Consider the following 22,270-nt stretch of genomic DNA (forward strand, 5'->3'; position numbering starts at 1 on the left):
TTATAAAGGGGTGTAGCTCAATTGGCAGAGCGTTGGTCTCCAAAACCAAAGGTTGGGGGTTCGATGCCCTCCGCCCCTGCCACGATTTGAACTGAAAGTAATATGTCTCAACAAACTGCAAGTCATTCTGAAGAAAAGAGCAGCTGGGTCTCTGGACTCGCTGCTTTAATCGTCGTTGCTGCGTTAGTGCTTTACTACACGCTCATCGACCAATCTTTATTGGTGCGCTTGGGTGTATTGTTCGGTGGCATTGCAGCTGCGGTTTTGATTGTGGCGATTTCACCCGATGGGCGTCGTTTTATCGCCTATGCAAAAGATTCTTGGTACGAAGTAAAAAAGGTTGTTTGGCCGACTCGTAAAGAGACTACCCAAATGACTCTAGTCGTATTTGGCTTTGTTCTGATCATGTCCTTGTTTTTATGGATTGCAGACAAATTGATTGAATGGCTAGTTTTTTCAGTCCTTTTAGGCTGGAAGTGAGTAAAACATGATTGATTCTGAAGTAGCTGCAAATCCACAAGCTACCGGCAATATGCGCTGGTACGTAATCCACGCTTATTCTGGAATGGAAAAGAGCGTTAAAAAAGGCCTTGAGGAGCGTATTGCACGTTCTGGCATGCCTGAGAAATTTGGCCGTATTTTGGTCCCATCCGAAGAGGTGGTAGAGATCAAATCTGGCACAAAATCAGTCACTGAGCGCCGTTTCTTCCCAGGTTATGTCCTGATTGAGATGGAAATGACCGATGAAAGCTGGCATTTGGTGAAAAATACCCCAAAAGTGACCGGTTTCGTGGGAGGTGTTCGTAACCGTCCAAGCCCGATTTCTACTGCTGAAGTCACCAAAATCATGGATCAGATGCAGGCTGGCGTGGATAAACCGAAGCCCAAGACCCTGTTTGAGGTCGGTGAGATGGTTCGCGTGAAAGAAGGCCCATTTACAGACTTCAACGGAAACGTTGAGGAAGTGAACTATGAGAAGTCAAGATTACGCGTTTCTGTTACAATCTTCGGTCGCGGTACCCCAGTTGAGCTGGAGTTTGGCCAAGTAGAAAAGATGTAAAAACAAGGACTTAGTCCGGTTTTGTAAGTGAAGTAGTTGTTTTAAGTGGTTATTTGGTTTTAGAAATTAACCGAGGAGCGGAGCTAGAAAGCCAAAAACTAGCAAAGCGTTTACTCAACGGCGGTCTTTCCTAATGAGGTTAGGCGCGCTTTAAGGAGCACACATGGCAAAGAAGATTATTGGCTTTATCAAACTGCAGATCCCTGCAGGTAAAGCAAATCCATCACCACCCGTAGGTCCAGCATTGGGTCAACGCGGCCTGAATATTATGGAATTTTGTAAGGCGTTTAATGCTCAAACTCAGAGCATGGAACCTGGCCTGCCAATTCCAGTCGTGATTACAGCATTCGCTGATAAGAGCTTCACATTCATCATGAAGACTCCTCCAGCAACCATCATGATCAAGAAGGCTGCGAAGATCGAAAAAGGATCACCACGTCCTCATACCGACAAGGTAGGAAAAATTACCCGTGCTCAAGCGGAAGAAATCGCTAAAGCAAAAATGCCAGATTTGACAGCAGCCGATATGGACGCAGCTGTTAGAACAATCGCTGGTAGCGCCCGTTCCATGGGCATCACTGTGGAAGGTCTCTAATCATGACTAAATTATCTAAACGCGTAAAAGCAATTCAATCCAAGGTTGATCGCAACAAGTTCTATTCATTGGAAGATGCATTGAGCCTCGTTAAAGAGTGCGCAACTGCTAAGTTCGATGAGTCTATCGACGTTGCTGTTCAGTTGGGTATTGATGCTAAGAAATCTGACCAAGTTGTGCGTGGCGCAGTAGTGCTCCCAGCTGGTACAGGCAAGCACGTTCGTGTTGCTGTTTTTGCACAAGGCGAGAAGGCCGAACAGGCTAAAGCCGCTGGCGCAGAAATCGTTGGCATGGAAGAACTTGCTGAACAAATTAAAGGCGGCAAAATTGATTTTGACGTTTTGATCGCATCACCAGACACAATGAAAATTGTTGGTACCTTGGGTCAAGTATTGGGCCCACGTGGTTTGATGCCAAATCCAAAAGTGGGAACTGTGACTCCTGACGTAGCTACTGCAGTGAAGAATGCAAAAGCGGGTCAAGTGCAATTCCGTGTGGACAAAGCCGGTATCGTGCACGCAAGCATTGGTCGTCGTTCATTCGAGCCAACTGCACTAAAGTCCAATTTGCTTGCATTGCTTGAGGCTTTGAATAAAGCAAAGCCGCCTGCATCTAAGGGAATTTATTTAAAGAAGGTTGCCGTAAGCAGCACCATGGGTGCAGGCGTACGTGTTGACCAAGCATCGTTACAAGCAGCTCAATAAGTAGCTTGTAACAAAAAAGAACTTTGGGTCGGCTCCTGCTCTTTGAGTGAGAGTCGAACATCAAAGACCGTTGGTGAATTAGTTGCTAATACAGAGTTAATTCTTAATCGTTACGAGAGTAATAGCCAACGCAGATGGCGACCCTGAAAAGATTTTCACAAGAGTCTTTGTGAACAAATGATCAGACGCTGGTGTGTAACCCCAACTGGAAACAGTTGGTTTTTATGGAGTTAAACCGTGCCTTTGAATGTACAAGACAAAAAAGCGATTGTTGCTGATGTCGGCGCTCAATTGGCTGGAGCCCAAACTGTCGTGCTCGCTGAATACCGTGGTATTCCAGTAGAGCAGTTGACAAAGCTACGTGCTAGCGCACGTGACCAAGGTGTCTATCTTCGCGTTTTGAAGAACACATTGGCACGCCGTGCTGCACAAGGCACACAGTTTGAGCCTCTTGCTGATTCGATGGTTGGCCCCTTGATTTACGGCATCTCTGCTGATCCGATTGCTTCGGCAAAAGTATTGCAGGGCTTTGCTAAGACTCAAGATTTGCTAGTCATTAAAGCTGGCTTATACAACGGCAAGTTGTTAGATGTTGCGGGTGTAAAAGCTCTCGCAACAATTCCAAGCCGCGACGAGTTGTTATCTCAGTTGTTAGGTGTGATGTTGGCACCTGTTTCTGCGATGGCTCGCGTATTGGGCGCAGTAGCAGCACAAAAGGCAGCTGGAGCACCTGCTCCTGTAGCCGAAGCTCCAGCACCTGTAGCAGAAGCAGCAGCCCCAGCAGCAGTCGTTGCTGAAGCCGCAGCTCCTGAAGCAGCCGCTGAGCCTGTAGCCGCAGCCCCAGAAGCTGGAACAGAAGCAAAAGAAACCCCTGCCGCTGAATAAGCGACAGATTAACTATTTAAGTATTAGGAGCTAAAAATGGCGATTACTAAAGAAGAAATCATTGATGCAGTAGGTAGCATGTCCGTTATGGATTTGAACGATTTGGTTAAAGCGTTCGAAGAGAAGTTTGGTGTTTCAGCTGCAGCGATGGCTGTTGCTGGTCCTGCTGGTGCAGGCGGTGGCGGTGCTGCTGCTGAAGAGCAAACAGAATTCACTGTGAACTTGCTCGAAGCTGGCGCAAACAAGGTTTCAGTAATTAAGGCAGTTCGCGAAATTACTGGTCTTGGCTTAAAAGAAGCTAAGGACTTGGTTGACGGTGCACCGAAGCCAATCAAAGAAGGCGTTGACAAGAAAACTGCTGAAGAAGCTAAGAAGAAGCTTGAAGAAGCTGGCGCTAAAGCAGAACTCAAGTAATACAAACTTCGCTAGCGCTTCTCAAAAAGGAGCGTTAGCTATGTTGGGTTTGACCATTAGTGGTCAAACCCGATTTCATTTCTGATTGAAATCGGGTTTGCCTTCTGATACGACTGCAGAATGCAAGTTTGGTCGGACACTAAATCGAACGGTTTAGTGTTGTCCGCCAGTGATTGGTAGTGGCCAATCGCCAAATCTTTGTACAGTCGCTGAATTCGGAGATGAAATGAACTATAGCTTCACCGAACGCAAGCGAGTCCGTAAAAGCTTTGCTAAGCGAGTAAATAACCACCAGGTTCCGTACCTGATCGCAACGCAGCTGGAATCCTACGCTAAATTTTTACAGGCTGAAAAGCCAGCCATGTCTCGCCTTACAGAGGGACTTCAAGCTGCCTTTACTTCAGCATTCCCAATTGTGTCTAACAACGGCTACGCACGGATGGAATACGTGTCTTACCAGTTATCACAGCCTCCATTTGACGTTAAAGAATGTCAACAGCGTGGTTACACATACCACTCTGCCTTACGCGCAAAAGTTCGCTTGATTATTTATGATCGCGAAGCGCCTACTAAGGTGAAAGAGGTAAAAGAGAGCGAAGTCTACATGGGTGAAATTCCACTCATGACAGAAAACGGCTCTTTTGTAATCAACGGTACTGAGCGTGTGATCGTTTCTCAGTTACACCGTTCTCCAGGCGTGTTCTTTGAGCACGATAAGGGCAAAACCCATAGTTCCGGTAAGTTGCTGTTCTCAGCACGCATCATTCCTTACCGTGGTTCATGGCTCGATTTCGAGTTTGATCCAAAAGATATTCTCTATTTCCGCGTTGACCGTCGTCGTAAGATGCCTGTCACCATTTTGCTCAAAGCAATTGGTTTAAACAACGAACAGATTCTTGCAAACTTCTTCAACTTTGATCATTTTGCATTGACCGCTAATGGCGCTTCAATGGAATTTGTTCCAGAGCGTTTGCGTGGCCAGTTGGCTAACTTTGATGTGCTCGATAAGAATGGCGTTGTTGTCATTCAAAAAGACAAGCGCATCAATGCAAAGCATATTCGCGAACTTGAAGCTGCTAAGACAAAAACAATTGCTGTACCAGATGACTATTTAGTTGGTCGTGTAGTTGCACGTAATATCGTTGATCCAGATTCTGGTGAAATCTTGGCGTACGCTAATGATGAAATCACTGAAGAGTTATTGGCTACATTGCGCGATGCTGGCATCAAGCAATTGGAAACCATTTACACCAATGATTTAGATTCTGGTGCGTATATTTCTCAGACACTGCGTACCGATGAAATTGCTGATCAAACAGCAGCACGTATTGCCATCTACCGCATGATGCGTCCTGGTGAGCCTCCAACAGAAGATGCTGTTGAAGCTTTGTTCCAGCGCTTGTTCTATAGCGAAGATACTTACGACTTATCTCGTGTTGGCCGTATGAAGGTCAATAGCCGTTTGAACCGCCCAGAAATGGAAGGTCCAATGGTTCTGTCGAATGAAGATATTCTCGACACGATTAAGTCCCTCGTAGATTTGCGTAACGGCAAAGGCGAAGTAGACGATATCGATCACTTAGGTAATCGTCGTGTACGTTGCGTTGGCGAATTGGCAGAAAACCAATTCCGTGCTGGTTTGTCACGTGTTGAGCGTGCGGTTAAAGAACGTCTCGGCCAAGCCGAAACAGAAAATCTCATGCCGCATGACTTGATTAATAGCAAGCCAATTTCTTCTGCGATTCGTGAGTTCTTCGGTTCTTCACAGTTATCCCAGTTTATGGATCAAACCAACCCACTTTCAGAGATCACGCACAAGCGTCGTATTTCTGCATTGGGACCTGGTGGTTTGACACGCGAGCGCGCAGGTTTCGAAGTGCGCGACGTGCATCCAACTCACTACGGACGTGTTTGCCCAATTGAAACTCCAGAAGGACCAAACATTGGTCTGATCAACTCACTCGCGCTATTTGCACGTTTGAATGAGCATGGTTTTTTAGAGACTCCGTACCGTAAGGTTTCCAATAGCAAGGTAAGCGATGAAGTGGTGTACCTCTCTGCGATTGAAGAAGCGAAGTATGTGATTGCTCAGGCCAATGCCACGATCGACAAAAACGGCAAGTTAGCTGACGAATTGGTTTCTGCTCGTCAAGCTGGTGAGACCATGATGGTTAGCCCAGAGCGTATCGATTTCATCGACGTTGCTCCTAGCCAGATCGTTTCTGCTGCAGCCTCACTCGTTCCATTCTTAGAGCACGATGATGCGAACCGTGCGTTGATGGGTGCGAACATGCAGCGTCAAGCAGTTCCTTGCTTGCGTCCAGATAAGCCATTGGTTGGTACAGGTTTAGAGCGTATTGTTGCAGTTGACTCCGGCACTGTTGTACTGGCTAACCGCGGCGGTATCGTAGATTACGTTGATGCAAACCGTGTGGTGATTCGTGTAAACGATGATGAAACTGCAGCTGGTGAAGTAGGTGTGGATATTTATAACCTCATCAAGTACACCCGTTCAAACCAAAATACCAACATCAATCAACGTCCAATCGTAAAAGTTGGCGATCGTGTAGCCCGTGGCGACGTCGTTGCTGACGGTGCATCTACCGATTTAGGTGAATTGGCTTTGGGTCAAAACATGACTGTGGCATTTATGCCATGGAATGGTTACAACTTCGAAGATTCAATCTTGATCTCTGAGAAGGTTGTTGCTGATGACCGCTACACCTCTATTCATATTGAAGAGTTGTCAGTGGTTGCGCGTGATACTAAGTTGGGTTCAGAAGAAATTACTCGCGATATTTCCAACTTGGCTGAGTCACAACTCTCTCGTTTGGATGAGAGCGGTATTGTGTACATCGGTGCTGAAGTTGAAGCTGGTGACGTATTAGTTGGTAAGGTAACTCCAAAGGGCGAGACAACTCTCACTCCTGAAGAAAAGTTACTGCGTGCGATCTTCGGTGAAAAAGCATCTGACGTGAAAGATACTTCTTTGCGCGTTCCATCAGGAATGATTGGTACCGTCATTGACGTTCAAGTCTTCACCCGTGAAGGTATTGAGCGCGATGCCCGTGCCCAGTCCATCATTCAAGAAGAACTACAGCGCTATCGTTTGGACTTAAACGACCAGTTGCGTATTGTTGAAGGCGATGCCTTCATGCGTTTAGAAAAGCTGTTGGTTGGCAAAGTTGCTAATGGCGGCCCTAAGAAATTAGCTAAAGGTACCAAGATCGACAAGGATTACCTTGCTGATTTGGACAAATACCATTGGTTTGATGTTCGTCCAGCAGATGATGAAGTTGCCTCACAAGTCGAAGCAATCAAATCTTCTATCGAAGCGAAGCGTAAACAGTTTGATGAAGCTTTTGAAGAGAAGCGCACCAAGCTTACCCAGGGTGATGATTTACAGCCTGGCGTAACCAAGATGGTTAAGGTGTACTTAGCTGTTAAGCGTCGCTTGCAGCCTGGTGACAAGATGGCCGGTCGTCACGGTAACAAGGGCGTGGTTTCTAAAATTGCTCCAGCAGAAGATATGCCATTTATGGCTGACGGACGCCCCGTAGACATCGTCTTGAACCCATTGGGTGTTCCTTCCCGTATGAACGTTGGTCAGATCTTGGAAACCCACTTAGGTTGGGCAGCTCAAGGTATTGGTAAGCGTATCGACGAGATGGTTCGTGAGCACGCTAAGCAAACTGAATTACGCAAGTTCTTCAAGCAGCTTTATAACGAAACCGGTCGTATTGAAGACATCGACAATTTCACTGATGAGCAGATCACTGTTTTGGCAGAGAATCTCCGCCAAGGCTTGCCATTTGCAACACCAGTGTTTGACGGCGCCACTGAAACAGAAATCGGACGTATGCTCGAGTTGGCTTATCCAGAAGAGGTTGCTAAATCTTTGAAGATGACGCCTTCACGTCAGCAAATGATTTTGTGCGACGGCCGCACTGGCGATCAGTTTGAGCGTCCAGTGACTGTTGGTGTCATGCATGTCTTGAAACTACACCATTTGGTCGACGACAAGATGCACGCACGTTCAACCGGACCTTACTCATTAGTAACGCAACAGCCATTGGGCGGTAAAGCCCAGTTTGGTGGTCAGCGCTTTGGTGAGATGGAAGTTTGGGCCCTCGAAGCATACGGTGCTTCATATGTCTTGCAGGAAATGCTGACAGTGAAGTCCGATGACGTCGCAGGCCGTACCAAGGTTTACGAAAACATCGTCAAGGGCGAGCACACGATTGATGCTGGCATGCCCGAATCCTTCAACGTACTGGTAAAAGAAATCCGTTCGTTGGGTATTGACATTGACATGGAGCGCAACTGATATGAAAGCATTGCTCGATTTATTTAAGCAAACGCAGGGCGAAGAGCAGTTTGATGTCATCAAAATTGGTCTTGCATCTCCTGAGAAAATTCGCTCATGGTCTTTTGGTGAAGTACGCAAACCAGAAACCATCAACTACCGGACTTTTAAGCCCGAGCGTGATGGTTTGTTCTGCGCCAAGATTTTTGGACCGACCAAAGACTACGAGTGCTTATGCGGTAAGTACAAGCGCTTAAAGTTCCGTGGCGTTATCTGCGAGAAGTGCGGTGTTGAAGTAACCCTCGCTAAGGTACGTCGTGAGCGCATGGGCCACATTGAGTTGGCAGCCCCTGTAGCGCACATTTGGTTCTTGAAGTCCTTGCCATCCCGTTTGGGTATGGTTCTCGATATGACCTTGCGTGATATCGAGCGCGTTCTCTACTTTGAAGCATATGTAGTGGTTGATCCTGGCATGACTCCTGAAGGCGCAATGAAGCGTGGTCAGATAATGTCTGAAGATGAATACATTGCGAAAACTGAAGAGTATGGTGACGGTGCATTTACCGCCATTATGGGCGCTGAAGGTATTCGCGATCTCTTGCGTTCGATTGATATCGATCGTGAAGTAGAGACCATTCGCGCTGATTTGAAAGCTACTGGTAGCGATGCCAAGATCAAGAAATACGCTAAGCGCTTAAAAGTGCTTGAGGCGTTCCAGACTTCAGGTATCAAGCCTGACTGGATGATCATGGAAGTATTGCCAGTATTGCCGCCTGAATTGCGCCCATTGGTGCCATTGGATGGCGGTCGCTTTGCTACTTCCGATTTGAACGACCTCTATCGTCGTGTGATCAACCGTAACAACCGTTTGAAGCGTTTGTTAGAGTTGCGCGCACCAGAGATCATCGTTCGTAACGAAAAACGCATGTTGCAAGAAGCGGTTGACTCATTGCTTGACAACGGTCGTCGCGGTAAGGCTATGACAGGCGCTAACAAGCGTCCTCTCAAGTCCTTGGCTGAGATGATTAAAGGTAAGAGCGGTCGTTTCCGTCAAAACTTGTTGGGTAAACGCGTTGACTACTCTGGTCGTTCAGTCATCGTAGTTGGCCCTACATTGAAATTGCATCAGTGCGGCTTACCAAAATTGATGGCCTTGGAATTGTTCAAGCCATTCATTTTCAACAAGCTTGAGACTTTAGGAATTGCAACCACCATTAAGGCTGCGAAGAAAGAAGTTGAGAGCCAGACACCAATCGTTTGGGACATTCTCGAAGAAGTCATTCGTGAACATCCAATCATGTTGAACCGTGCGCCTACATTGCACCGTCTCGGTATTCAGGCTTTCGAGCCAATGCTGATTGAAGGTAAAGCGATCCAATTGCACCCATTGGTCTGCGCGGCATTTAACGCGGACTTTGACGGTGACCAAATGGCGGTTCACGTTCCTTTGTCGCTCGAAGCGCAAATGGAAGCGCGTACATTGATGTTGGCTTCGAACAACGTATTATTCCCAGCAAACGGCGAACCATCCATCGTTCCTTCACAGGACGTGGTGTTGGGTCTGTACTACGCTACCCGTGACAAGATCAACGGTAAGGGCGAAGGCATGGTTTTCGCCAACATTACTGAAGTAGTGCGCGCATACGAAGCCGGCCAGGTTGAATTGGCATCTCGTGTTGCTGTGCGTATTACTGAGTTTGAGATTGTGGATAAAAAGGCAGAGGGCGATGCCCGTTTTGCTGAAAAAACCAAGATCTATCAAACTTCAGTTGGCCGTGCAATCTTGTCTGAGATTTTGCCTAAAGGGATGTCCTTCGAGGAAATCAACAAGCCTTTGAAGAAAAAAGAAATCTCACGTTTGATCAACACTTCATTCCGTAAGTGCGGCTTGCGTGAAACTGTGATTTTTGCTGACCGTCTCTTGCAGTCTGGTTTTCGCTTGGCGACCAATGCTGGTATCTCGGTTGCGATCGACGATATGCTGATCCCAACCTCCAAAGAGCGCATCATCACTGAAGCTTCTGCCAAGGTTAAGGAATATGACAAGCAGTTCATGTCAGGTCTCGTAACCAATCAAGAGCGTTATAACAACGTGGTTGACATTTGGGGCGCTGCAGGCGACCAAGTTGGCAAAGCGATGATGGATGAGTTGTCACACGTTGACGTAATCGACCGTAACGGCAAAACTGTGCGTCAAGAATCCTTTAACTCTATCTATATGATGGCGGATTCTGGTGCGCGTGGATCTGCAGCGCAAATTCGTCAGTTAGCTGGTATGCGTGGTTTGATGGCGAAGCCCGATGGCTCCATTATTGAAACCCCAATTACTGCAAACTTCCGCGAAGGTTTGAACGTATTGCAGTACTTCATCTCAACCCACGGTGCTCGTAAAGGCCTGGCTGATACTGCATTGAAGACAGCGAACTCTGGTTACTTGACCCGTCGTTTGTGCGACGTTACTCAAGACCTCGTAGTGATCGAGGATGATTGCGGCGCAACTTCTGGCGTTACTATGAAGGCCCTTGTTGAAGGTGGCGAAATTATCGAAGCATTGCGTGACCGTATTTTGGGTCGTGTCTGCATCGGTGACATTGTTCATCCTGATACACAAGAAGTCATCGTTCCTAACGACACCTTGCTCGATGAAGATCATGTCGATCAGATCGTGGCATTGGGCATCGACGAAGTTAAAGTTCGCACAGTATTGTCTTGCTTAACTCGCTTTGGCTTGTGCGCTAAGTGCTACGGACGTGATCTCGGTCGCGGTGGTTTGGTGAACGTTGGTGAAGCAGTTGGTGTGATCGCTGCTCAGTCTATCGGTGAGCCTGGCACACAGTTGACTATGCGTACCTTCCACATTGGTGGTGCAGCGTCACGCGCCTTGGTTGCAAGTAATATTGAAGCCAAATCAAATGGTGCTTTGAAGTTCTCAGGCACGATGCGTGTTGTGAAGAACGCGAAGGGTGAGCAGATTGTGATTTCACGTTCTGGCGAAGCCTTGATCGTTGATGAAAATGGTCGTGAGCGCGAGCGTCATAAAGTGCCTTACGGTGCAACTCTCTTGTTAAAAGAAGATGCAGCAGTGAAGGCTGGCGCAAGCTTAGCAACCTGGGATCCGTTAACACGCCCGATTATTTCTGAGTACGCTGGTATCGCTCGCTTCGATAATGTCGAAGAGGGTGTCACTGTTGCTAAGCAGGTTGACGAAGTGACTGGTCTTTCCACTTTGGTGGTGATTGACGGTAAGCGTCGTTCAGCTGCAAGCAAAGGCGTTCGCCCAATGATCAACTTAGTTGATGAGAAGGGTAACGAAGTCATGATCGCCGGTACTGATCACCCAGTAAACATTGGTCTCCAAGTGGGCGCTTTGATTACTGTTAAGGATGGTCAAAAAGTCGAAGTTGGTGAAGTATTGGCGCGTATTCCAATCGAATCACAGAAGACTCGCGATATTACCGGTGGTTTGCCACGCGTTGCAGAATTGTTCGAAGCACGTTCACCGAAAGATGCAGCGGTATTGGCGAAAGTTACTGGAACAGTTTCCTTCGGTAAAGAAACCAAAGGTAAACAGCGTTTGGTCATTACCGATATGGATGGTGAAGCTAATGAATTCTTGATTCCTAAAGAGAAACAAGTTCTCGTTCACGACGGTCAAGTTGTGAACAAGGGTGAGATGATTGTGGAAGGTCCTGCTGATCCCCATGACATCTTGACTCTCAAAGGTATCGAAGAGTTGGCAATCTACATCGTTGACGAAGTTCAAGACGTTTATCGTCTCCAGGGCGTGAAGATCAATGACAAGCACATTGAAGTGATCGTGCGTCAGATGTTGCGTCGCGTTCAGGTAACTGATCCAGGCGATACATCCTTCATTACTGGTGAGCAAGTTGAGCGTTCTAAGTTATATGACGCAAACGATGCTGTGATTGCTCAAGGTAAGCACCCAGCTCAGTTCGACAACGTATTGCTTGGTATTACTAAGGCATCCTTGTCGACCGATAGCTTCATTTCAGCGGCTTCTTTCCAAGAAACCACCCGTGTATTGACCGAAGCCGCCATTATGGGCAAGACCGATACACTCCGTGGCCTCAAGGAAAACGTCATTATTGGTCGTCTGATCCCTGCTGGTACCGGCTTGTCTTATCGTCGTGCACGCAAGGTCAGAGAGCAATTCGAGCGCGATCGCGCTCAAATGATTGCCGCCGAAGAGGAAGCATTGGCTAACGCCCCTGTTGAAATCGAGGCTGAAGTCATTGCTCCTGCTGGGGAGGCTGATCCGAGCTAATTTGGTAATTCTGGCCAGAAATGGCCAGTTTTTTCCCTTTAGGTTGACGGAAAAGGCTGGCCAAGCTAGAATGCTGAGTTCTACTGATTCAGAAGAAGGTCTTTTTGACCTAGAAATTCTCTAAGTCATTGATTTTCTTGAAGAAAGCAACAAAGAAGTACTAACCGAGCTATTTTATGCCAACAATTAATCAATTATTACGCAAGCCAAGAACAAGGCTTACCGTTAAAAGCAAGAGCCCTGCGCTGCAAAACAGCCCGCAGCGCCGTGGTGTTTGTACACGTGTGTACACCACTACTCCTAAAAAGCCTAACTCTGCGCTCCGTAAAGTAGCTAAAGTTCGCTTAACCAATGGTTTTGAAGTGATTTCATACATTGGCGGTGAAGGCCATAACCTCCAGGAACACTCAGTAGTGTTGATTCGTGGCGGTCGTGTAAAGGACTTACCAGGTGTGCGTTACCACATCGTTCGCGGTTCTTTGGACTTACAAGGCGTTAAAGATCGTAAACAAGCCCGCTCTAAATACGGTGCTAAGCGCGCTAAGAAAGCTGCTTAATTTTTAAGAATTAAGCAGTAGCAGTTTTTGTAGTAAGTCGTTGTTTGTCAGACTCAAAAGACAAGTAAGTGGTTGTTCCGTCTAGGAATTTTTCTTAGATAGTAGGACAACCGGAGCGGGTGATCCAGGTGGGCCACCCCTAACTGAACTGAAGGAGTAGTTATGCCACGTCGTCGTGAAGTTCCCAAAAGGGAAATTTTGCCGGATCCAAAATTCGGCAATGTAGAAGTAGCTAAATTCATGAACGTCCTGATGTTGGACGGCAAGAAATCGGTTGCAGAGCGTATCGTTTACGGTGCCTTTGATCACATCGAGAAAAAAGCAAATAAAGAACCACTCGAAATTTTTTCAACAGCCATGGGTAACGTTAAGCCAATGGTTGAGGTAAAGAGCCGTCGTGTTGGCGGTGCTAACTATCAAGTTCCTGTTGAAGTTCGTCCATCACGCCGTTCCGCTTTGGCAATGCGTTGGTTGCGCGAAGCCGCTAAAAAGCGCGGTGAAAAATCCATGGCTCAACGTTTGGCCAACGAATTATTAGAAGCTGCTGAAGGTCGTGGCGGCGCAATGAAGAAGCGTGAAGAAGTTCACCGTATGGCAGAAGCTAATAAAGCTTTCTCACATTTCCGCTTCTAATCCAATAGTTAAGAAAAGGCACCAACAGTGGCACGTAAAACCCCCATCGACAAATACCGCAATATTGGTATTTCTGCGCACATTGACGCAGGTAAGACAACAACTACAGAACGCGTTTTGTTCTACACCGGTGTTAACCACAAAATCGGTGAAGTGCATGATGGCGCAGCTACCATGGACTGGATGGAGCAAGAGCAAGAGCGTGGTATCACGATTACTTCTGCTGCTACCACCACTTTCTGGAAGGGTATGGCAGGAACAATGCCTGAGCACCGTATCAACATTATTGATACTCCAGGGCACGTAGACTTCACGATTGAAGTTGAGCGCTCAATGCGCGTTTTGGATGGTGCCTGCATGGTTTACTGTGCGGTAGGTGGAGTACAGCCACAATCTGAAACTGTTTGGCGTCAAGCAAACAAGTATCAAGTTCCACGTTTGGCATTCGTTAACAAGATGGACCGCACTGGTGCGAACTTCTTCAAGGTCTATGACCAAATGAAGACTCGTCTCAAGGCAAACCCAATCTTGATCCAGATTCCAATCGGCGCAGAAGAAAACTTTAAAGGCGTTGTGGACTTAGTAAAGATGAAGGCCATCTATTGGGATGAGGCTTCACAAGGTACCAAATTCACCTACGAAGAAATCCCTGCTGAATTACAAGCTTCTGCTGAAGAGTGGCGCGAGAAGATGCTCGAAGCTGCTGCTGAAAGCTCAGAAGAGTTGATGGAAAAGTATCTCGGTGGCGAAGGCTTGACCGAAGAAGAAATTAAAGGCGCATTACGTCAACGCACTATCGCCAATGAAATCGTTCCAATGTTGTGCGGAACTGCTTTCAAAAACAAAGGTGTTCAGGCGATGTTGGACGCAGTAGTTGAGTTGTTGCCATCCCCATTAGATGTGCCACCAGTTCCTTGCGAATTGGAAGACGGTACACCTGCAACTCGTGAAGCCTCTGATAGCGCCAAGTTTTCTGCATTGGCATTTAAGATCATGACTGACCCATTTGTTGGCCAGCTCATTTTCTTCCGCGTTTACTCAGGCGTCATGAAGTCTGGTGACACGATCTACAACCCAATCAAGGGCAAGAAAGAGCGTGTTGGCCGTTTGTTGCAGATGCATGCAAACCAACGTGAAGAAATTAAAGAAGTGTACGCAGGCGATATTGCTGCAGCAGTTGGTCTAAAAGACGCGACAACTGGTGAAACATTATGTGATCCAGATAGCATTGTGATTTTGGAGCGTATGGTATTCCCAGAGCCAGTGATCTCACAAGCGGTTGAGCCAAAGACAAAAGCTGACCAAGAAAAAATGGGTCTTGCTTTGAATCGCTTGGCACAAGAAGATCCTTCTTTCCGCGTGAAGACTGATGAAGAGTCAGGCCAAACCATTATTTCCGGTATGGGCGAGCTCCACTTGGAAATTTTGGTTGATCGTATGAAGCGTGAATTCAGCGTTGAAGCAACTGTTGGTAAGCCACAAGTTGCATACCGCGAAACCATTCGTAAGGTTTGCGAAGAGATCGAAGGTAAATTTGTTAAGCAGTCTGGTGGTCGTGGTCAATACGGTCACGTGGTTTTGAAGTTAGAGCCACAAGCCCCAGGCAAAGGTTTTGAATTCGTTGACGCTATTAAGGGTGGTGTAGTTCCACGTGAATACATTCCTGCAGTTGAAAAAGGCATTATCGAGACATTGAACTCCGGCATTTTGGCTGGCTATCCAGTAGTAGATATCAAAGCGACATTGTTCTTTGGTTCATACCACGACGTTGACTCCAACGAAAACGCATTTAAGATGGCAGGCTCAATGGCGTTCAAAGATGGAATGCGTAAAGCATCTCCAGTATTGCTTGAACCAATGATGGCTGTTGAAGTTGAAACACCAGAAGATTTCATGGGTAACGTAATGGGTGACCTCTCATCCCGTCGCGGTATTTTGCAAGGTATGGATGACATTCCAGGCGGCGGCAAGATCGTTCGTGCTGAAGTGCCTTTGGCAGAGATGTTTGGTTACTCAACTGGCTTGCGCTCGTTGACCCAAGGTCGCGCTACCTACACCATGGAATTTAAGCATTATTCCGAAGCACCGAAGAACGTTGCTGAAGCAGTTATGGCTGCTAAAGCGAAGTAATTTATCCACATTCATTTTGAATATTGACTAGCTAAAGAAGGCAGAACAAAAATGGCAAAAGAAAAATTCGAGCGGACAAAACCGCACGTAAACGTAGGCACTATCGGTCACGTTGACCACGGTAAAACGACCTTGACAGCAGCAATTGCAACCGTGCTCTCAAAAGCATTTGGTGGCGAAGCAAAAGCTTACGATCAGATCGATGCTGCTCCTGAAGAAAAAGCCCGTGGTATTACGATTAATACTGCGCACGTTGAGTATGAGACAGCTAATCGTCACTACGCTCACGTTGACTGCCCAGGACATGCTGACTACGTTAAGAACATGATTACAGGCGCTGCTCAGATGGACGGCGCTATTTTAGTTTGCTCTGCAGCTGATGGCCCAATGCCACAAACGCGTGAGCACATCCTCTTGGCACGCCAAGTGGGCGTTCCTTACATCGTGGTGTTCTTAAACAAGTGCGACATGGTTGATGATGCTGAATTGTTAGAACTCGTAGAAATGGAAGTGCGTGAACTTCTGTCTAAATATGACTTCCCAGGCGATGACACACCGATCATCCAAGGTTCAGCTAAGTTAGCCTTAGAAGGCGACGAAGGCCCATTGGGTAAAGAAGCCATCATGAAATTGGCTGAAGCCCTTGATACTTACATCCCAACTCCAGAGCGTGCCATTGACGGCGCCTTCTTGATGCCAGTAGAAGACGTGTTCTCTATCTCCGGTCGCGGTACTGTAGTGACTGGTCGTATTGAGCGCGGTATCGTTAAAGTTGGCGAAGAGATTGAAATCGTTGGTATCAAACCAACTCTCAAAACTACTTGTACTGGTGTTGAAATGTTCCGCAAATTGCTCGACCAAGGTCAAGCAGGCGATAACGTGGGTATCTTGTTACGCGGTACAAAACGTGAAGAAGTTGAGCGCGGCCAAGTATTGGCTAAGCCAGGTTCAATCACCCCACATACTCACTTTACAGCCGAGGTTTACATCTTGGGTAAAGATGAAGGTGGCCGTCATACACCATTCTTTAATAACTATCGTCCTCAGTTTTACTTCCGCACAACGGACGTAACTGGTTCTATTGAGTTGCCAAAAGACAAAGAAATGGTCATGCCTGGTGATAACGTCACGATTACCGTCAAACTCATCGCCCCTATCGCGATGGAAGAAGGTTTACGTTTTGCGATCCGTGAAGGTGGCCGTACTGTTGGCGCTGGTGTGGTTGCAAAGATTTTGGCTTAAGGAAGTAGCAGTAAATAATATTTAGCGGTTTGCTAACCGGTGACATCAGTGCTGCTGATGTCACCGTGCTCTTTAGATGTATAACGTGGCAGCACCACACCGCTCTTTGGAATTAATATGCAAAACCAAAAAATTCGTATTCGCCTTAAAGCATTTGATTACCGTTTGATCGACCAGTCTGCAGCTGAAATAGTTGACACAGCTAAGCGTACTGGTGCAGTTGTTAAGGGTCCAGTTCCTTTGCCAACTCGTATTGAGCGTTTTGATATCTTGCGTTCACCACACGTTAACAAGACATCTCGTGATCAATTAGAGATCCGTACCCATCTCCGTTTAATGGATATCGTTGATCCTACAGAGAAAACGGTAGATGCTTTGATGAAATTAGACCTTCCAGCAGGTGTGGACGTCGAAATTAAGTTGCAGTAATTTGTAGTTTCCGGTCTTTTTGCTTGTCAAGATCGGCATTTCAGGATAGAATCTAAGGCTTCGCTCAATTATTTGGGTGAATTTTAGGTTGTATCAGCATTAAAAATGTTGTAAGTTATTGATTTAGAAGTACTTTTACTTGTAAATCACTTAAATTAATTTTGCCGACCAATCGTAGTCGGCGTGGAGCATGAATATGAGCTTAGGCTTAATCGGCCGCAAGGTCGGCATGACCCGTCTATTTACGGACGAAGGGGATTCAATTCCTGTGACCGTAATCGACGTGAGCGACAACAGAATCGCTCAAATCAAGACCCAGGCAACTGATGGCTATGATGCTATCCAGTTGGCACATGGCACACGTAGAGCTACTCGCGTTACCAAAGCAATGGCTGGTCACTTCGCTAAAGCAGGGGTGATGGCTGGTAATGGTCTCAATGAATTCCAATTAGACGCAGCAAAAATTGCAGAAATGACACCAGGACAAGTAATTCCTGCTGACGCTGCATTTACGGCTGGTCAAAAAGTGGACGTGCAAGGCGTATCGATCGGTAAAGGTTATGCCGGTACCATCAAGCGTTATCACTTTGCTTCTGGTCGCGCATCCCACGGTAACTCACGTTCACATAACGTACCAGGTTCAATCGGTATGGCGCAAGATCCAGGTCGTGTTTTCCCAGGTAAGCGCATGACTGGCCACCTTGGTGATGTTACCCGTACCGTACAAAATTTAGTTATCGCACGCATTGATGCAGAACGTAATCTCATCATGGTTAAAGGCGCTATTCCAGGTGCCCCAGGCGGTAAAGTGATTGTTACTCCAGCGGTGAAGACACCGTTGAAGAAGAAATAAGGAGGGCGAATATGGAACTTAAGCTTCTCCAAGACAACGGTACTTTAGGTGCAGGCGTACAAGCTTCACCAGAAGTATTCGAACGCGAATATAACGAAGCATTGGTACACCAAGTTGTAGTGGCTTATCAAGCAAATGCACGTAGTGGTAACCGTGCACAAAAAGACCGTGAGCAAGTTAAGCACACCACCAAGAAACCTTGGCGTCAAAAAGGTACTGGTCGTGCACGTGCTGGTATGAGCTCTTCCCCGCTGTGGCGTGGAGGTGGTCGTATATTCCCGAATTCTCCAGAAGAGAATTTCAGCCAAAAAGTAAATAAGAAAATGTACCGCGCTGGTATGAGATCTATCTTGTCTCAGTTAGCTCGCGAAGGTCGTTTGAATGTCGTTGATCAATTTAATCTTGATGCTCCAAAGACTAAAGTTTTGGCTGACAAAGTTAAGGCAATGGGCTTGGATTCAGTCTTGATCATTGTTGATCAGGTTAGCGAGAATTTGTACTTGGCATCACGTAACTTGCATAAAGTTGCCGTGGTTGAGCCACAGCACGCTGATCCATTAGCTTTGGTTCAATACAAAAAAGTATTGGTCAGCAAAGCAGCGATCGCAAAAATTGAGGAGTTGCTGAAATGAGCCAAGTCCGTAAAAACGATCACAACCTGATGAAGGTTCTGCTTGGTCCTGTCATCTCTGAGAAAGCCACTATGGTTGCAGAGAAAAACGAACAAGTAGTTTTCCAAGTAGCTCGCGATGCAAACAAGAGCGATGTAAAACAAGCAGTTGAATTGCTTTTCAAAGTGCAAGTTGACTCAGTTCAAATCGTAAATCAAAAAGGTAAGCCTAAGCGCTATGGCCGTTTTGAAGGTCGTCGTGACCACACTAAGAAGGCCTATGTGAATTTGAAGCCAGGTCAAGAAATTAACTTTGAAGCGGAGGCGAATTAATCATGCCTTTGATGAAGACAAAACCGACCTCACCAGGTCGTCGTTCAATGGTCAAGGTGGTCAATCCTGACCTGCACAAAGGTAAGCCTTTTGCAGCGTTGGTAGAGCCACAATTCCAAAAAGCGGGTCGTAACAATAATGGTCATATCACTACCCGTCATAAAGGTGGTGGTCATAAGCATCACTATCGTGTTGTTGATTTCAAACGCAATGACAAAGACGGTATTCCAGCAAAAGTAGAACGCTTGGAATACGATCCAAACCGCAGTGCAAATATTGCATTGATCGTGTTTGCTGATGGCGAGCGTCGCTATATTCCTGCCGTTAAAGGCATGACTGTTGGTCAAGCAATCATGAATGGCTCTGAGGCACCAATCAAATCTGGTAATAATTTGCCAATTCGCAACATTCCAGTTGGTAGCACTATTCACTGTGTTGAAATCCTCCCAGGCAAAGGTGCTCAAGTAGCGCGCTCTGCTGGTGGTTCAGCAGTATTGCTGGCTCGTGAAGGCGTATACGCTCAAGTGCGTTTGCGCTCCGGTGAAGTTCGCCGTGTTCTGATTGAGTGCCGTGCCACTATTGGTGAAGTTGGTAACGAAGAGCACAGCTTGCGTCAAATTGGTAAAGCAGGTGCAAATCGCTGGCGTGGTATTCGCCCAACCGTTCGCGGTGTGGCAATGAACCCAGTAGATCACCCACACGGTGGTGGTGAAGGTAGAACTGGCGAAGGCCGTGTACCTGTATCTCCATGGGGCACTCCAACCAAAGGTTATCGCACACGTCGCAATAAGCGCACAACTTCGATGATCGTTCAACGTCGTCAAAAACGTTAAGCGATAAGGATAAATAGATATGACACGTTCAGCTAAAAAAGGCCCATTCTGCGACGCCAGCTTAGTAAAAAAAGTTGAAGTTGCACAAGCCAACAAAGACAAAAAGCCGATCAAAACTTGGTCTCGCCGTTCAACAATTCTTCCAGACTTTATCGGTCTGACAATTGCTGTTCATAACGGTCGTCAACACGTTCCGGTTTATGTATCAGAAAACATGGTGGGTCATAAGTTAGGCGAATTTGCCTTGACCCGTACTTTCAAAGGTCACGCTGCTGACAAGAAAGTTGTGAAGAAGTAAGGGGATGATGATGGAAGTTAAAGCTATTCACAAGGGCGCCCGCATTTCTGCGCAAAAGACACGTTTGGTCGCAGACCAAATTCGTGGTTTGCCAATTGCACGCGCATTGAACATTTTGAATTTCAGCCCCAAAAAAGCTGCCTTCATTGTGAAGAAAGTAGTTGAATCAGCGATTGCAAATGCTGAACACAATAAAGGTGCCGACATTGATGAGCTCAAGGTATCGGCGGTAATCGTTGATAAAGGAACTTCCTTGAAGCGCTTCACTGCACGTGCTAAGGGTCGTGGCAATCAAATCGAAAAACAAACTTGTCACATTAGCGTGACCTTGAGTAACTAAGGAAAGATATGGGCCAAAAGATTAATCCCACCGGATTCCGACTCGCGGTAACGAAGAATTGGACATCACGTTGGTATGCAAATAACACTGACTTCGCAAAGATGCTGAAAGAGGACGTAGATGTCCGCAGCTATTTGAAGAAGAAGTTGAAGAATGCATCCGTTAGTAAAGTGGTAATCGAGCGTCCTGCTAAGAACGCCCGCATCACTATCTATAGCTCACGTCCAGGTGTTGTGATTGGTAAAAAAGGCGAAGATATTGAAGTTCTCCGTCGTGAATTACAAAAACGTATGGGTGTTCCAGTTCACGTGAACATTGAAGAAATTCGTAAGCCTGAAGTAGATGCACAATTGATTGCTGACTCTATTACTCAGCAGTTAGAAAAGCGCATAATGTTCCGTCGCGCTATGAAGCGTGCAATGCAAAGCGCAATGCGTCTTGGCGCACAAGGCATCAAGATCATGTCGTCTGGTCGTTTGAACGGTGCAGAAATTGCTCGTCGCGAATGGTACCGTGAAGGTCGTGTTCCACTTCATACATTGAAGGCTGATATTGATTACGCAACATCAGAAGCTGAAACAACCTACGGCATCATCGGTGTAAAAGTTTGGGTATACAAAGGCGATACATTGGGTCGCGGTGCAGAAGCTCAAGTGGCTGCTCCATCTGCTGAACCAGCTGCCGAAGAAAAGAAAACTCGTCGTGCTCCAAGCAAAACAGCTGCTCGTAAACCAGCTGCAGGTGCTGACAAGCCATTAGTTGCTGCTAAACCAGCAGTAAAGCGTGTGCGTAAGGTTGAAGCACCTGCCGCAGATACGCAGAAGTCAGGAGAGTAAGCATGCTACAACCAAAGCGTCGTAAGTATCGTAAGGAACAAAAAGGCCGTAACACTGGCGTGGCAACACGCGGTAGTTCTGTAGCCTTTGGTGACTTTGGCTTGAAGGCCGTTGGCCGTGGCCGTCTGACTGCTCGTCAAATCGAGTCAGCACGTCGCGCAATGACCCGCCACATTAAACGTGGTGGTCGTATCTGGATTCGTATTTTCCCAGATAAGCCAATTTCACAAAAACCTGCTGAAGTACGTATGGGTAACGGTAAAGGTAATCCAGAGTACTACGTAGCTGAAATTCAACCAGGCAAAGTGCTTTACGAAATGGATGGTGTGGATGAGACTTTGGCGCGCGAAGCTTTCAAGCTTGCTGCCGCTAAGTTGCCTTTGCAGACGACTTTCGTGATTCGCCACTTAGGTTGATCGGGATAGAGATTATGAAAAATAAAGAATTAGCAACCAAAGATCTGACTGGCTTGAACGCAGAATTGACAGAGCTCTTAAAGACTAACTTTAAGCTCCGTATGCAAAAAGGCACTCAGCAACTCACCAATACCAGCCAATTGGGTAAAACGAAGCGCGACATTGCTCGTGTGAAGACTTTTATTGCCCAAAAGACTGCGCAGAAATAAGGAAAAAGGGATATGACTGAATTATCTAAACCCTTACGCCGCACCCTCGTGGGCCGCGTTGTTAGCGACAAAATGCAAAAAACTGTGACCGTGTTGGTTGAGCGTCAAGTAAAGCATCCCGTGATTGGTAAGTATGTTGGCCAGTCCAAAAAGTACCACGCTCATGACGAAACTAGCACCTACAAGATGGGTGATACGGTTGAAATTGCTGAATCTAAGCCAATTTCACGCACCAAATCTTGGGTTGTAACCCGTTTGGTTGAGGCTTCAAAGGGTATTTAAGGTATTTTTAAGGGATTTTG

General features: G+C 46.7%; 22 protein-coding genes, 1 tRNA gene and 1 pseudogene. All 24 read left to right on the forward strand.

What is annotated here, in order from left to right:
• Positions 1-6: 6 nt before the first annotated feature.
• A tRNA-Trp gene (locus tag C2756_RS00250) sits at positions 7-82 on the forward strand.
• Positions 83-102: 20 nt separating this feature from the next.
• Positions 103-480 carry a preprotein translocase subunit SecE gene (gene secE / locus C2756_RS00255; RefSeq protein WP_215296094.1) on the forward strand — a complete coding sequence of 126 codons (378 nt, stop codon included), beginning with the start codon at positions 103-105 and terminating at the stop codon, positions 478-480.
• 7 nt (positions 481-487) lie between these two features.
• The gene (nusG, locus tag C2756_RS00260; RefSeq protein WP_087908791.1) at positions 488-1,060 is read left to right on the forward strand and encodes a transcription termination/antitermination protein NusG; all 573 of its coding nucleotides are present in this window, start codon (positions 488-490) and stop codon (positions 1,058-1,060) included.
• Between the two features lie 163 nt (positions 1,061-1,223).
• Complete coding sequence (rplK, locus tag C2756_RS00265) at positions 1,224-1,655, forward strand: 50S ribosomal protein L11 (protein WP_011901890.1); 432 nt, start codon at positions 1,224-1,226, stop codon at positions 1,653-1,655.
• 2 nt (positions 1,656-1,657) lie between these two features.
• The gene (gene rplA / locus C2756_RS00270) at positions 1,658-2,359 is read left to right on the forward strand and encodes a 50S ribosomal protein L1 (RefSeq protein WP_215296095.1); all 702 of its coding nucleotides are present in this window, start codon (positions 1,658-1,660) and stop codon (positions 2,357-2,359) included.
• A gap of 237 nt (positions 2,360-2,596) precedes the next feature.
• Positions 2,597-3,115 (forward strand): annotated as a pseudogene (rplJ, locus tag C2756_RS00275) (50S ribosomal protein L10); the annotation flags it as partial.
• A gap of 165 nt (positions 3,116-3,280) precedes the next feature.
• The gene (rplL, locus tag C2756_RS00280) at positions 3,281-3,658 is read left to right on the forward strand and encodes a 50S ribosomal protein L7/L12 (RefSeq protein ID WP_112202584.1); all 378 of its coding nucleotides are present in this window, start codon (positions 3,281-3,283) and stop codon (positions 3,656-3,658) included.
• A 226-nt stretch (positions 3,659-3,884) separates the two neighbouring features.
• A complete protein-coding gene (gene rpoB, locus C2756_RS00285) occupies positions 3,885-7,985 on the forward strand; it encodes a DNA-directed RNA polymerase subunit beta (RefSeq protein ID WP_215319464.1) in 4,101 nt (1,366 codons plus the stop codon).
• Position 7,986: 1 nt separating this feature from the next.
• Positions 7,987-12,249 (forward strand): DNA-directed RNA polymerase subunit beta', encoded by a 4,263-nt coding sequence (gene rpoC, locus C2756_RS00290; RefSeq protein WP_215319466.1) that lies wholly within the window; start codon positions 7,987-7,989, stop codon positions 12,247-12,249.
• A gap of 176 nt (positions 12,250-12,425) precedes the next feature.
• Complete coding sequence (gene rpsL / locus C2756_RS00295) at positions 12,426-12,806, forward strand: 30S ribosomal protein S12 (RefSeq protein WP_068947691.1); 381 nt, start codon at positions 12,426-12,428, stop codon at positions 12,804-12,806.
• Positions 12,807-12,968: 162 nt separating this feature from the next.
• On the forward strand, positions 12,969-13,439 hold the full coding sequence (rpsG, locus tag C2756_RS00300; protein ID WP_068320103.1) for a 30S ribosomal protein S7: 471 nt from the start codon (positions 12,969-12,971) through the stop codon (positions 13,437-13,439).
• Positions 13,440-13,466: 27 nt separating this feature from the next.
• Positions 13,467-15,569: an elongation factor G gene (gene fusA, locus C2756_RS00305; RefSeq protein ID WP_215296099.1), complete on the forward strand. Its 2,103-nt coding sequence runs from the start codon at positions 13,467-13,469 to the stop codon at positions 15,567-15,569.
• 51 nt (positions 15,570-15,620) lie between these two features.
• Positions 15,621-16,811 (forward strand): elongation factor Tu, encoded by a 1,191-nt coding sequence (gene tuf, locus C2756_RS00310; protein ID WP_215296093.1) that lies wholly within the window; start codon positions 15,621-15,623, stop codon positions 16,809-16,811.
• A 117-nt stretch (positions 16,812-16,928) separates the two neighbouring features.
• Positions 16,929-17,240, forward strand: coding sequence for a 30S ribosomal protein S10 (gene rpsJ, locus C2756_RS00315; RefSeq protein WP_011901899.1), 312 nt, complete (start codon positions 16,929-16,931; stop codon positions 17,238-17,240).
• A gap of 196 nt (positions 17,241-17,436) precedes the next feature.
• Complete coding sequence (rplC, locus tag C2756_RS00320) at positions 17,437-18,093, forward strand: 50S ribosomal protein L3 (protein ID WP_215320696.1); 657 nt, start codon at positions 17,437-17,439, stop codon at positions 18,091-18,093.
• 11 nt (positions 18,094-18,104) lie between these two features.
• On the forward strand, positions 18,105-18,725 hold the full coding sequence (rplD, locus tag C2756_RS00325) for a 50S ribosomal protein L4 (protein WP_087908798.1): 621 nt from the start codon (positions 18,105-18,107) through the stop codon (positions 18,723-18,725).
• Positions 18,722-19,036 (forward strand): 50S ribosomal protein L23, encoded by a 315-nt coding sequence (rplW, locus tag C2756_RS00330; RefSeq protein ID WP_068947693.1) that lies wholly within the window; start codon positions 18,722-18,724, stop codon positions 19,034-19,036. Before rplD ends, rplW begins: the two co-directional genes overlap by 4 nt.
• Before the next feature lie 2 nt (positions 19,037-19,038).
• Entirely contained in the window at positions 19,039-19,869 is an 831-nt protein-coding gene (gene rplB, locus C2756_RS00335; protein WP_215319467.1) for a 50S ribosomal protein L2, read from the forward strand.
• 19 nt (positions 19,870-19,888) lie between these two features.
• Positions 19,889-20,167 (forward strand): 30S ribosomal protein S19, encoded by a 279-nt coding sequence (rpsS, locus tag C2756_RS00340; protein ID WP_087908800.1) that lies wholly within the window; start codon positions 19,889-19,891, stop codon positions 20,165-20,167.
• A gap of 7 nt (positions 20,168-20,174) precedes the next feature.
• Complete coding sequence (rplV, locus tag C2756_RS00345) at positions 20,175-20,507, forward strand: 50S ribosomal protein L22 (RefSeq protein WP_197712017.1); 333 nt, start codon at positions 20,175-20,177, stop codon at positions 20,505-20,507.
• An 8-nt stretch (positions 20,508-20,515) separates the two neighbouring features.
• Entirely contained in the window at positions 20,516-21,343 is an 828-nt protein-coding gene (gene rpsC / locus C2756_RS00350) for a 30S ribosomal protein S3 (RefSeq protein ID WP_215296100.1), read from the forward strand.
• A gap of 2 nt (positions 21,344-21,345) precedes the next feature.
• Positions 21,346-21,759 (forward strand): 50S ribosomal protein L16, encoded by a 414-nt coding sequence (rplP, locus tag C2756_RS00355; protein WP_071464443.1) that lies wholly within the window; start codon positions 21,346-21,348, stop codon positions 21,757-21,759.
• 14 nt (positions 21,760-21,773) lie between these two features.
• Positions 21,774-21,968, forward strand: a complete 195-nt coding sequence (gene rpmC / locus C2756_RS00360) for a 50S ribosomal protein L29 (RefSeq protein ID WP_215296101.1) — start codon at positions 21,774-21,776, stop codon at positions 21,966-21,968.
• A 12-nt stretch (positions 21,969-21,980) separates the two neighbouring features.
• Positions 21,981-22,250 (forward strand): 30S ribosomal protein S17, encoded by a 270-nt coding sequence (gene rpsQ, locus C2756_RS00365; protein ID WP_215296102.1) that lies wholly within the window; start codon positions 21,981-21,983, stop codon positions 22,248-22,250.
• Positions 22,251-22,270 lie beyond the last annotated feature (20 nt).

Origin of the sequence: Polynucleobacter sp. UB-Siik-W21, assembly GCF_018687415.1 — a bacterium.
In the GTDB taxonomy this organism is placed as follows: Bacteria; Pseudomonadota; Gammaproteobacteria; order Burkholderiales; family Burkholderiaceae; genus Polynucleobacter.

What these genes read in the sequence shown, in the direction of transcription:
- secE (WP_215296094.1), top strand. Translation starts at nt 103, where the DNA reads ATGTCTCAACAAACTGCAAGTCATTCTGAAGAAAAGAGCAGCTGGGTC.
- nusG (WP_087908791.1), top strand. Translation starts at nt 488, where the DNA reads ATGATTGATTCTGAAGTAGCTGCAAATCCACAAGCTACCGGCAATATG.
- rplK (WP_011901890.1), top strand. Translation starts at nt 1,224, where the DNA reads ATGGCAAAGAAGATTATTGGCTTTATCAAACTGCAGATCCCTGCAGGT.
- rplA (WP_215296095.1), top strand. Translation starts at nt 1,658, where the DNA reads ATGACTAAATTATCTAAACGCGTAAAAGCAATTCAATCCAAGGTTGAT.
- rplL (WP_112202584.1), top strand. Translation starts at nt 3,281, where the DNA reads ATGGCGATTACTAAAGAAGAAATCATTGATGCAGTAGGTAGCATGTCC.
- rpoB (WP_215319464.1), top strand. Translation starts at nt 3,885, where the DNA reads ATGAACTATAGCTTCACCGAACGCAAGCGAGTCCGTAAAAGCTTTGCT.
- rpoC (WP_215319466.1), top strand. Translation starts at nt 7,987, where the DNA reads ATGAAAGCATTGCTCGATTTATTTAAGCAAACGCAGGGCGAAGAGCAG.
- rpsL (WP_068947691.1), top strand. Translation starts at nt 12,426, where the DNA reads ATGCCAACAATTAATCAATTATTACGCAAGCCAAGAACAAGGCTTACC.
- rpsG (WP_068320103.1), top strand. Translation starts at nt 12,969, where the DNA reads ATGCCACGTCGTCGTGAAGTTCCCAAAAGGGAAATTTTGCCGGATCCA.
- tuf (WP_215296093.1), top strand. Translation starts at nt 15,621, where the DNA reads ATGGCAAAAGAAAAATTCGAGCGGACAAAACCGCACGTAAACGTAGGC.
- rpsJ (WP_011901899.1), top strand. Translation starts at nt 16,929, where the DNA reads ATGCAAAACCAAAAAATTCGTATTCGCCTTAAAGCATTTGATTACCGT.
- rplC (WP_215320696.1), top strand. Translation starts at nt 17,437, where the DNA reads ATGAGCTTAGGCTTAATCGGCCGCAAGGTCGGCATGACCCGTCTATTT.
- rplD (WP_087908798.1), top strand. Translation starts at nt 18,105, where the DNA reads ATGGAACTTAAGCTTCTCCAAGACAACGGTACTTTAGGTGCAGGCGTA.
- rplW (WP_068947693.1), top strand. Translation starts at nt 18,722, where the DNA reads ATGAGCCAAGTCCGTAAAAACGATCACAACCTGATGAAGGTTCTGCTT.
- rplB (WP_215319467.1), top strand. Translation starts at nt 19,039, where the DNA reads ATGCCTTTGATGAAGACAAAACCGACCTCACCAGGTCGTCGTTCAATG.
- rpsS (WP_087908800.1), top strand. Translation starts at nt 19,889, where the DNA reads ATGACACGTTCAGCTAAAAAAGGCCCATTCTGCGACGCCAGCTTAGTA.
- rplV (WP_197712017.1), top strand. Translation starts at nt 20,175, where the DNA reads ATGATGGAAGTTAAAGCTATTCACAAGGGCGCCCGCATTTCTGCGCAA.
- rpsC (WP_215296100.1), top strand. Translation starts at nt 20,516, where the DNA reads ATGGGCCAAAAGATTAATCCCACCGGATTCCGACTCGCGGTAACGAAG.
- rplP (WP_071464443.1), top strand. Translation starts at nt 21,346, where the DNA reads ATGCTACAACCAAAGCGTCGTAAGTATCGTAAGGAACAAAAAGGCCGT.
- rpmC (WP_215296101.1), top strand. Translation starts at nt 21,774, where the DNA reads ATGAAAAATAAAGAATTAGCAACCAAAGATCTGACTGGCTTGAACGCA.
- rpsQ (WP_215296102.1), top strand. Translation starts at nt 21,981, where the DNA reads ATGACTGAATTATCTAAACCCTTACGCCGCACCCTCGTGGGCCGCGTT.